The 7,201-nt window shown below is 75.1% G+C and carries 10 protein-coding genes and 1 pseudogene; 5 read left to right on the top strand and 6 right to left on the bottom strand.

Going from position 1 to position 7,201, the window contains the following annotated elements; translation table 11 throughout:
• Positions 1-829 (top strand): FAD-dependent oxidoreductase (locus AB0K37_RS39125; protein WP_363990427.1); only part of this gene is annotated, 829 nt, incomplete at its 5' end.
• Here AB0K37_RS39125 and AB0K37_RS39120 read toward each other — a convergent pair.
• Both AB0K37_RS39120 and AB0K37_RS39115 read right to left on the bottom strand, forming a co-directional pair.
• Complete coding sequence (locus AB0K37_RS39120) at positions 816-1,610, bottom strand: isocitrate lyase/phosphoenolpyruvate mutase family protein (RefSeq protein ID WP_363990424.1); 795 nt, start codon at positions 1,608-1,610, stop codon at positions 816-818. The genes AB0K37_RS39125 and AB0K37_RS39120 overlap by 14 nt on opposite strands.
• Positions 1,611-1,635: 25 nt before the next feature.
• On the bottom strand, positions 1,636-2,367 hold the full coding sequence (locus AB0K37_RS39115; protein ID WP_363990421.1) for an amino acid racemase: 732 nt from the start codon (positions 2,365-2,367) through the stop codon (positions 1,636-1,638).
• A gap of 74 nt (positions 2,368-2,441) precedes the next feature.
• On the opposite strand from AB0K37_RS39115, the gene AB0K37_RS39110 reads away from it, so the two are divergent.
• Positions 2,442-2,987 carry an XRE family transcriptional regulator gene (locus AB0K37_RS39110; RefSeq protein ID WP_363990418.1) on the top strand — a complete coding sequence of 182 codons (546 nt, stop codon included), beginning with the start codon at positions 2,442-2,444 and terminating at the stop codon, positions 2,985-2,987.
• 46 nt (positions 2,988-3,033) lie between these two features.
• Here the strand turns inward: AB0K37_RS39110 and AB0K37_RS39105 are convergent, their stop codons facing one another.
• Positions 3,034-3,762: a phosphodiesterase gene (locus AB0K37_RS39105; RefSeq protein ID WP_363990415.1), complete on the bottom strand. Its 729-nt coding sequence runs from the start codon at positions 3,760-3,762 to the stop codon at positions 3,034-3,036.
• A gap of 46 nt (positions 3,763-3,808) precedes the next feature.
• Here AB0K37_RS39105 and AB0K37_RS39100 point away from each other — a divergent pair, with 46 nt between their 5' ends.
• Entirely contained in the window at positions 3,809-5,197 is a 1,389-nt protein-coding gene (locus AB0K37_RS39100) for a PLP-dependent aminotransferase family protein (protein ID WP_363990412.1), read from the top strand.
• Positions 5,198-5,207: 10 nt separating this feature from the next.
• Here AB0K37_RS39100 and AB0K37_RS39095 read toward each other — a convergent pair whose 3' ends face one another.
• Complete coding sequence (locus tag AB0K37_RS39095) at positions 5,208-5,354, bottom strand: hypothetical protein (RefSeq protein ID WP_363990410.1); 147 nt, start codon at positions 5,352-5,354, stop codon at positions 5,208-5,210.
• A 180-nt stretch (positions 5,355-5,534) separates the two neighbouring features.
• Between AB0K37_RS39095 and AB0K37_RS39090 the strand changes: the two genes are divergently transcribed.
• On the top strand, positions 5,535-6,080 hold the full coding sequence (locus tag AB0K37_RS39090; RefSeq protein WP_363990408.1) for an AAA family ATPase: 546 nt from the start codon (positions 5,535-5,537) through the stop codon (positions 6,078-6,080).
• Between the two features lie 110 nt (positions 6,081-6,190).
• Positions 6,191-6,562 carry a VOC family protein gene (locus AB0K37_RS39085; RefSeq protein ID WP_363990407.1) on the top strand — a complete coding sequence of 124 codons (372 nt, stop codon included), beginning with the start codon at positions 6,191-6,193 and terminating at the stop codon, positions 6,560-6,562.
• 15 nt (positions 6,563-6,577) lie between these two features.
• Here AB0K37_RS39085 and AB0K37_RS39080 read toward each other — a convergent pair whose 3' ends face one another.
• Positions 6,578-6,790, bottom strand: coding sequence for a hypothetical protein (locus tag AB0K37_RS39080; RefSeq protein ID WP_363990405.1), 213 nt, complete (start codon positions 6,788-6,790; stop codon positions 6,578-6,580).
• A gap of 90 nt (positions 6,791-6,880) precedes the next feature.
• Positions 6,881-7,105 (bottom strand): annotated as a pseudogene (locus AB0K37_RS39075) (helix-turn-helix transcriptional regulator); the annotation flags it as partial.
• Positions 7,106-7,201: the final 96 nt, after the last annotated feature.

Genomic DNA, 7,201 nt, shown 5'->3' with positions numbered 1-7,201 from the left:
GCTCGTCCGGGGGCTCGCCGCGGCGGTCCGGCGGCTCGGCGTGCGGATCTACGAGCGGACGCCGGTCGTGCGGATCGACCCCCGCCGGCCGGACGGGGCGGCCGCCGCGGTCACCCCGTTCGGGACCGTCGCCGCCGAGTACGTGCTGCGGGCCACCGAGGGCTTCACCGCCGCGCTGCCCGGCCACCGCCGCGACTGGCTCCCGATGAACAGCTCGATGATCGTCACGACGCCGCTGCCCGCCCGCGCCTGGAAGGCGATCGGGTGGGAGCGCCGCGAGCTGCTCGGCGACATGGCGCACTACTACATGTACGCGCAGCGCACCGCCGACGGCCGCATCGCCTTCGGCGGCCGGGGCCGCCCCTACCGGTACGGGTCGCGCGTGGACGACGGCGGGCGGACCGAGCCGTCCACCGTCGACGCGCTCTGGACGATGCTCGCCGGGATGCTGCCCGCCGTCGCCGACGAGGGAGCGGTGGAGCACGCCTGGTCGGGCGTCCTCGGCGTCCCCCGCGACTGGTGCGCGACGGTCGTCCTCGACCGCGCGACCGGGCTCGGCCACGCCGGCGGCTACACCGGCCACGGCGTCGCCACCGCGAACCTCGCCGGCCGCACCCTCCGCGACCTCGTCCTGGGCCGTGACACCGACCTGACGGCGCTTCCGTGGGTGGACCGCCGCGTCCGCCGCTGGGAGCCCGAACCCCTCCGCTGGCTCGGGGTCCACGCGATGTACGCCCTCTACCGCGCGGCCGACGCCCGCGAGTCGTCCGCGCCGTCCGCGCGGACCTCGGGCCTGGCCCGCCTCGCCGACCGGATCACCGGCCACTGACGAGCTGCTGGACGTCCCCGTACGACGGCACGGGAGGGGCGTCGCCCTCCCCGGTCACGTCGAGGGCCGCGGCGACCGCCGCGCGCAGCGCCGCGCGGAACGGCAGCGAACCGGTGCTCACCCGGTGCACGCCGAGCCGGGCGAGCCGCGGGTGGTCGGTCTCGCCCGGCAGGTGGAGCACGTTCAGCGGCAGGCCGGTGGCCTCCAGGACCGCCCGGATGTCGGCGTCGCCGGCGATCCCCGGGACGAAGATCCCGTCCGCTCCCGCCCGCGCGTACGCCCGCGCCCGCCGCAGCGTCTCCTCCAGGTCCGGCGCGCCCAGCCAGAACGTGTCGGTGCGGGCGTTGAGGAACATCGCCGGCGCGGCCTCCTTGACGGCCGCGATGACGGCCGCCTGGTCGCGGACGGAGGCGAGGGTGCCGTCGGCGCGGCCGTCCTCCAGATTGAGCCCGGCGATCCCGTACGAGGCGAGCTCGGCGGCGAGCGCGGCCACGTCGCCGGGCCGGTCGGAGAACCCGCCCTCGACGTCGACGGTCACCGGGACGGGCAGCCGCGCCAGCGTCCGGGCGAGCGCGATCGTCTCCGCGCGCGTGCCCCCGGCCCCGTCGGTCTTCCCGGCCGCCGCGGCGACGCCGAGGCTCGTCGTGCCGATCGCCGGGAACCCGGCCTCGGCCAGCGCCGCGCCGCTCGCGAAGTCCCACGCGTTCGGCAGCACCAGCGGACGGTCCCCGTGGTGGAGCCGCCGGAAGCGGCTCGCCTTCTCCGTACCTCCGAAGTCCATGCCACCACTCTGGGGGCGGATCGTTTCAACGGGCGTCGAAGCGTCCGCCGCGCCAGGCCGGGACGGGACGGCGGTCCGCGGCCACGTCGAAGGCGGCGCGGGCCAGCAGGCGGGTGGAGTCGAGCGTGGGCAGCGGCGACGCCTCGGGCGTGACCAGGAGCGGGATCTCGGTGCACACCAGCGCGACCGCGTCGCATCCGCGCCCGGCGAGGCGCTCGATGATCCGGACGTACTCGCGGCGCGAGTCCTCGGTGAAGACCCCGTTGACCAGCTCCTCGAAGATGATCCGGTCGACGGTCTCCCGGTCGGCCGGGTCCGGGACCTCGGCGGCGATGCCGCGCGCGGCCAGCTCGCGCGGGTAGAGCGGCCCGTCCATGGTGTAGCGGGTGCCGAGCACGCCGACGCGCGTGCGGCCGTCGCGGGCGGCCTGGTCGGCGACGACCTGGACGATGTGCAGGCCGGGAAGCGCCAGGTCGGCGCCGGGGTGTTCGAGGGCCAGGTGCGCGGTGTTGTCGGGGCAGACGAAGAAGTCCGCGCCCGCCGCGGCGAGCCGCCGGGCGCTCTCGGCCAGGATCTCCCTGATCCGGGCGTGGTCCCCGGCGTCCCACGAGGGCATGCTGCGCGCGAGCGCGATGAGGTCGAGCGTCACGTCCGGGTGGTCGTCGGGGCCCAGCTCGCGGAAGCCCTCCTGGCAGAAGGTCCGGAAGCACAGCGCGGCGCCTTCCGCGCTGTGGGCGAGGATGCCGAGGTGCCTCATGCTCAGTTCCGTTCGTTGTGGCGAACAATTGTCCAGTACAGTGAACACTACCTTCGGAGGGCGGGAGCGGGCGAGTGGATGTGATCGCGGTGATCGCGGCGTCGATCCGGCGGGAGCGCGAGCGCGCCGGGATGTCCCAGACGGAGCTGGCCAGGCGCGCGGGCCTGGCCAAGTCGACGCTCTCCCAGCTGGAGTCGGGCGCCGGGAACCCGAGCGTGGAGACGCTGTGGGCCCTGGCGACGGCCCTGGACGTGCCCTTCAGTCGCCTGGTGGACCCGCCGCGCCAGGCCGTTCGGGTGGTCCGGGCTGGGGAGGGGCCGGCCGCGCACTCCGACCGGGCCGACTACACGGCGACGCTGCTGGCGTCGTCCCCGCCGCACGCGCGCCGCGACCTCTACCGCGTCACGGCGGAGCCGGGCGAGCCGAGGGTCTCCGACCCGCACCCGCCGGGCACCACCGAGCACGTCGTCCTCAGCGCCGGCCGCGCCCTGGCCGGGCCCGCGACAGGGCCGCTGGAGCTGGCGCCCGGCGACTACCTCGCCTACCCCGGCGACGCCCCGCACGTCTTCGAAGCGCTGGCTCCCGGCACGGCCGCGGTCTTCCTGATGGAGCACATCTAGCCCGGGCCGGGACGGGGAGCGACGCCGCGACCCGGACCGCGCACCGCTAGAAGGTGCGGTAGTGCGTGCTCAGCCGGCCGTCGTCGTCCAGGACGTGGAAGGCGACGCCCGGGGGAGCGGTCAGGTCGGCGATGTCGCCCTGCTGCCACGGCAGCCGGAGGGTGGACACGACGCCCGGGGCGACGAGCAGGGGCCGTCCCGCGAAGGTCGTGGCCGCCGCCGTGTGGGCGTGCCCGCACAGCAGCGCCACGACCTGCGGGTGCCGCAGGACCACCTCGGCCAGGCGCCGCTCGCCGAACTGCCGGATCCCGTCCACGTACGGGATCTGGAGCCTCACGGGCGGGTGGTGGAAGCAGACGAACGCGGGCGCGTCCGGTGCCTCCGCGAGCCGCCGGTCGAGCCACCCGATCGTCTCGTCGTCGAGGCGCCCGTGGGCCTCGCCGGGGACGGTCGAGTCGCACATCAGGAAGGTGGCCCCGCCGATCTCGTGGACGCGGTTGACCGGGCCGTCGCCCGGCGGCTCGTCCAGCAGGAACTCCCGGTACGGGCCGCGCCTGTCGTGGTTTCCGGGGCAGGTCAGGACCGGATGCCCCGACGCGAGGACCTTGCGGGCCTGCTCGTACTCGGCGGGCTCGCCGTGGTCGGCGATGTCCCCGGTGACGAGGACGGCGTCGACCGGCACGCCGTTCAGGTGGTCCATGACGCGGGCCGCGCGTTCGGCCCGCCCGTCGCCGCCGTCCAGATGGGTGTCGCTGAGCTGCGCGAGAACAATCATGGTCCGAATCTAGAAGCCGACCGGACCAGGATTAAGATCCAGTTCCATGCGCGGAGATTGGGCCGGCTCGGTCGACCTGCATCTGGACGTCGACCCCTCGGGCGGCCGCCGCGCCGGACTCGAACGCGCCCTCCGCGAGGCCGTCAGGTCCCGGCGCCTGGCCCCCGGCGACGTCGTCCCCTCGACCCGCGCGCTGGCCGCCGAGCTGGGCCTGGCGCGCGGGACGGTCAGCGCCGCCTACGACCAGCTCACGGCGGAGGGCTACCTCACGGCCGTCCCCGGCGGGCGGACGCGGGTCGCGGCCGGGCCCGCGCCGGCGCCCGCGCCCGCGGAACCGGCGTCCGCCGAGGCGCCGGCGCATGACCTGCTGCCCGGGCGGCCCGACCTGAGCACGTTCCCCTCCACGGCGTGGCTGCGCTCGACGCGCCGCGTCCTCGCGTCCGCCCCGCCCGACGTGCACGCGCTCGGCGACCCGCGCGGACGCCGCGAGCTGCGCGAGGCGCTGGCCGGATACCTCGGCCGGGCCAGGGGCGTGCACGCCGACCCCGCCCGGATCGTGGTCACGTCCGGGTACGCCCAGTCCCTCGGCCTCCTCGCCTCCGTCCTGCGGGACCTCGGAACGCACTCGATGGCGATGGAGGAGCCGGGGCATCCGTTCCACCGCGCGATCGTCCGGCGCGCCGGGCTCGCCGTCGTCCCGCTGCCCGTCGACGAGCGCGGCGCGCGTCCGGACCGGCTCGGCCCGGGGGGCGCGGCCGTGCTGACGCCGGCGCACCAGTACCCGACCGGAGCGACCCTCCGCCCGGACCGCCGCCGCGCCTTCGCCGCCTGGGCCCGCGAGGCCGGCGGCACGATCGTCGAGGACGACTACGACGGCGAGTTCCGCTACGACCGCCATCCGGTCGGGGCCCTGCAGGGGACGGCGCCCGACCACGTCGTCTACGGCGGCACCACGTCCAAGACCCTGGCCCCGGCGCTGCGCCTGGCATGGCTGGTGCTGCCCGCGCACCTGGTCGAGCCCTTCGCGGAGGCCAAGCGCCTCGCCGACGCCCACACCCCATCGCTCGCGCAGCTCGTCCTCGCCGACCTCATCGGCACCCACGCCTACGACCGGCACGTCCGCGCCGCCCGCCTGCGCTACCGGCGCCGCCGCGACCTCCTGGTCGAGGCGCTGCGCGGCCGCGCCCCGCGTGTCCGGGTCCAGGGGGTCGCCGCCGGGCTGCACGCCTTGGTCCTGCTCCCGGACGGCGGGCAGGGTGAGGGCGAGGTCATGCGCCGCGCCGCGTTCCATGACCTCGCCCTCATGCCTCTGCGCGACCACTGGCAGGACCCCGGCGAACGCCCTCAGGGCTTCGTCGTCGGATACAGCACCCCGGTCGGCGCCGCCTACCCGGCCGCTCTGGACGCCCTCTGCGCCGTGCTCGCTCAGAGCTGACCCGCGCCGCTCACATGTTCGTGCACGGCTCGGGCGCCGCCCCCTCGTCCTCGCCGACCAGCCATGCGTCCTCCTCGTCGATGTCTCCTGCCGGGATGGTGGTGGGGACGGCCTCGCGGGTGGGGGGCTCTCCTTGGGCCAGGCGCTGAGCCGACATACGCGGTTTCCTCTCGGGGGAGCGACGTCACGCTCCCCATTCCCGAGTGCGACGGTCCGATCACTTACCGTGAGGGAGTGCCTGTCTGGCGCCCCCGCGACCCACTTCTGGCCCATGACCGTCACCCTCCGCGACCCGGTATGGCGCAGGCCGTCCCGCCGTCCGCCATAGGGTGATCATGTGCCCAGCAGCGTTCTCGTTCTGACCGGCCCTCCCGGAGCGGGGAAGTCGACGGTCGCGGCCCGGATCGCCCGCCGCGAGGAGAAGGCCGTCCACCTGCACACCGACGACTTCTGGCACTGCATCGCGGCGGGAGCGATCCCGCCGTACGAGCCGGCGTCGCACTCCCAGAACGAGACGGTCATGGACGTCATCGCCGGTGCGGCGTTCACCTACGCGAGCGGGGGCTTCGTCACGGTCGTCGACGGGATCGTCGGCCCGTGGATGCTCGGCCACTTCCGCCGGCAGGCGAGGCAGCGCCCCTGGGTGCCCTTCCACTACGCGGCCCTTCGTCCGCATCGCGACGTCACGCTCGCCCGTGCGCAGGCCCGGACGGAGCCCGGCGCGCTGGTGGACCGCCGTCCCGTCCTGGCGATGTGGGACCAGTTCGCCGACCTCGGCGAGCTGGAGCGCCACGTGCTCGACACCTCGGACGAGGACGTCGCCGGGACCGAGGCCCGGGTCGCGGAGGCCTTCGCCTCCGGCCGCCTGCGGTTGCGCTTCTAGGGCGGCGCCCGGGACCGCTCCAGCCGGCCCGCGGCATTTCGCTCGACGCCCGGCACGGGTCTCTGAGAGCGTGGGAGCCGATAACCGATCTTGATTGGTGGAGGCCGACCATGGCGTGCCGGATCAGTGAGCTCGTGCTCGACTGCCGCGACCCGGACAGACTCGCGGAGTTCTGGTGCGAGGTGCTCGGGTTCGTGGAGCTGGACAGGGAGGGCGACGACATCGAGATCGGCCCGCCGGAAGGGTTCGGCGGGCTCCAGCCGACGTTGATCCTCAGCCGCAGCGAGGACCCGAAGAACGGCAAGCTGCGGCTGCACTTCGACGTGAACGCGACGGACCGCGACCAGGACGCCGAACTGGAGCGGCTCCTGGCCGCCGGCGCGCGGCCGGTGGACATCGGGCAGACCGGGGAGGAGAGCTGGGTCCCCCTGGCCGATCCGGAGGGCAACGAGTTCTGCCTGCTCCGGTCCCGTCTGACCTGACCGCCGGGGCCGGGCTCACCGGCCGGTTCTGAAACGCGAGCCGGCGAAGGCGCCGACGAGGGCGGACAGGACCGGCACGACGATGAAGGCGGCCAGCAGGACGGGGGTGCCGTCGACGTCGAGCGTGCGGTCCAGGACGAAGGTGAAGAAAGCTCCCACGGTCTCGGTCAGCAGGAAGCCCGCGGCCCCGCCGACCACGAGCCCGATCATGGCGCCGGTGTGGTTCATGGTCCCCATGATCGGGACGCGGCCGCCCCCGCCGCATCGGCCCGCGGCGGGCTTCCGCGCTACCCCACCGGTTGCGGGTCGGCGGCGCGCCTACCTCCGTGGTCGCACCCAGCGCGGGCTCACCATGCCTGACTCGTAGGCGAGGATGACGAGCTGCGAGCGGTCCCGCACGCCCACCTTGGACATGATGCGGCTGACGTGGGTCTTGGCCGTGGCGGGGCTGAGCACGAGGCGGGCGGCGATCTCGTCGTTGCTGAGCCCGGCCGCGACGAGCAGCATCACCTCCCGCTCCCGGACGGTGAGGGAGTCGAGCCGCGGCCGCGACCCGCGCGGCGCCGGTGTAGACGGGGCCGAAGAACGGCGCGGTCAGGGTCGGCACCATCAGCAGGACGGTCCGGGTGGTGCCGAGCC

The sequence above is a fragment of the Actinomadura sp. NPDC049753 genome, assembly GCF_040674655.1.
In the GTDB taxonomy this organism is placed as follows: Bacteria; Actinomycetota; Actinomycetes; order Streptosporangiales; family Streptosporangiaceae; genus Spirillospora; species Spirillospora verrucosospora.
Note: the sequence above shows the minus strand (reverse complement) of the source record. Positions and strands in the feature narration are given on the sequence as shown.

Excerpts from the sequence above, each read along its gene's own strand:
- AB0K37_RS39120 (WP_363990424.1), bottom strand. The coding sequence starts at position 1,610 with ATGGACTTCGGAGGTACGGAGAAGGCGAGCCGCTTCCGGCGGCTCCAC.
- AB0K37_RS39115 (WP_363990421.1), bottom strand. The coding sequence starts at position 2,367 with ATGAGGCACCTCGGCATCCTCGCCCACAGCGCGGAAGGCGCCGCGCTG.
- AB0K37_RS39105 (WP_363990415.1), bottom strand. The coding sequence starts at position 3,762 with ATGATTGTTCTCGCGCAGCTCAGCGACACCCATCTGGACGGCGGCGAC.
- AB0K37_RS39100 (WP_363990412.1), top strand. The coding sequence starts at position 3,809 with ATGCGCGGAGATTGGGCCGGCTCGGTCGACCTGCATCTGGACGTCGAC.
- AB0K37_RS39095 (WP_363990410.1), bottom strand. The coding sequence starts at position 5,354 with ATGTCGGCTCAGCGCCTGGCCCAAGGAGAGCCCCCCACCCGCGAGGCC.
- AB0K37_RS39085 (WP_363990407.1), top strand. The coding sequence starts at position 6,191 with ATGGCGTGCCGGATCAGTGAGCTCGTGCTCGACTGCCGCGACCCGGAC.
- AB0K37_RS39080 (WP_363990405.1), bottom strand. The coding sequence starts at position 6,790 with ATGAACCACACCGGCGCCATGATCGGGCTCGTGGTCGGCGGGGCCGCG.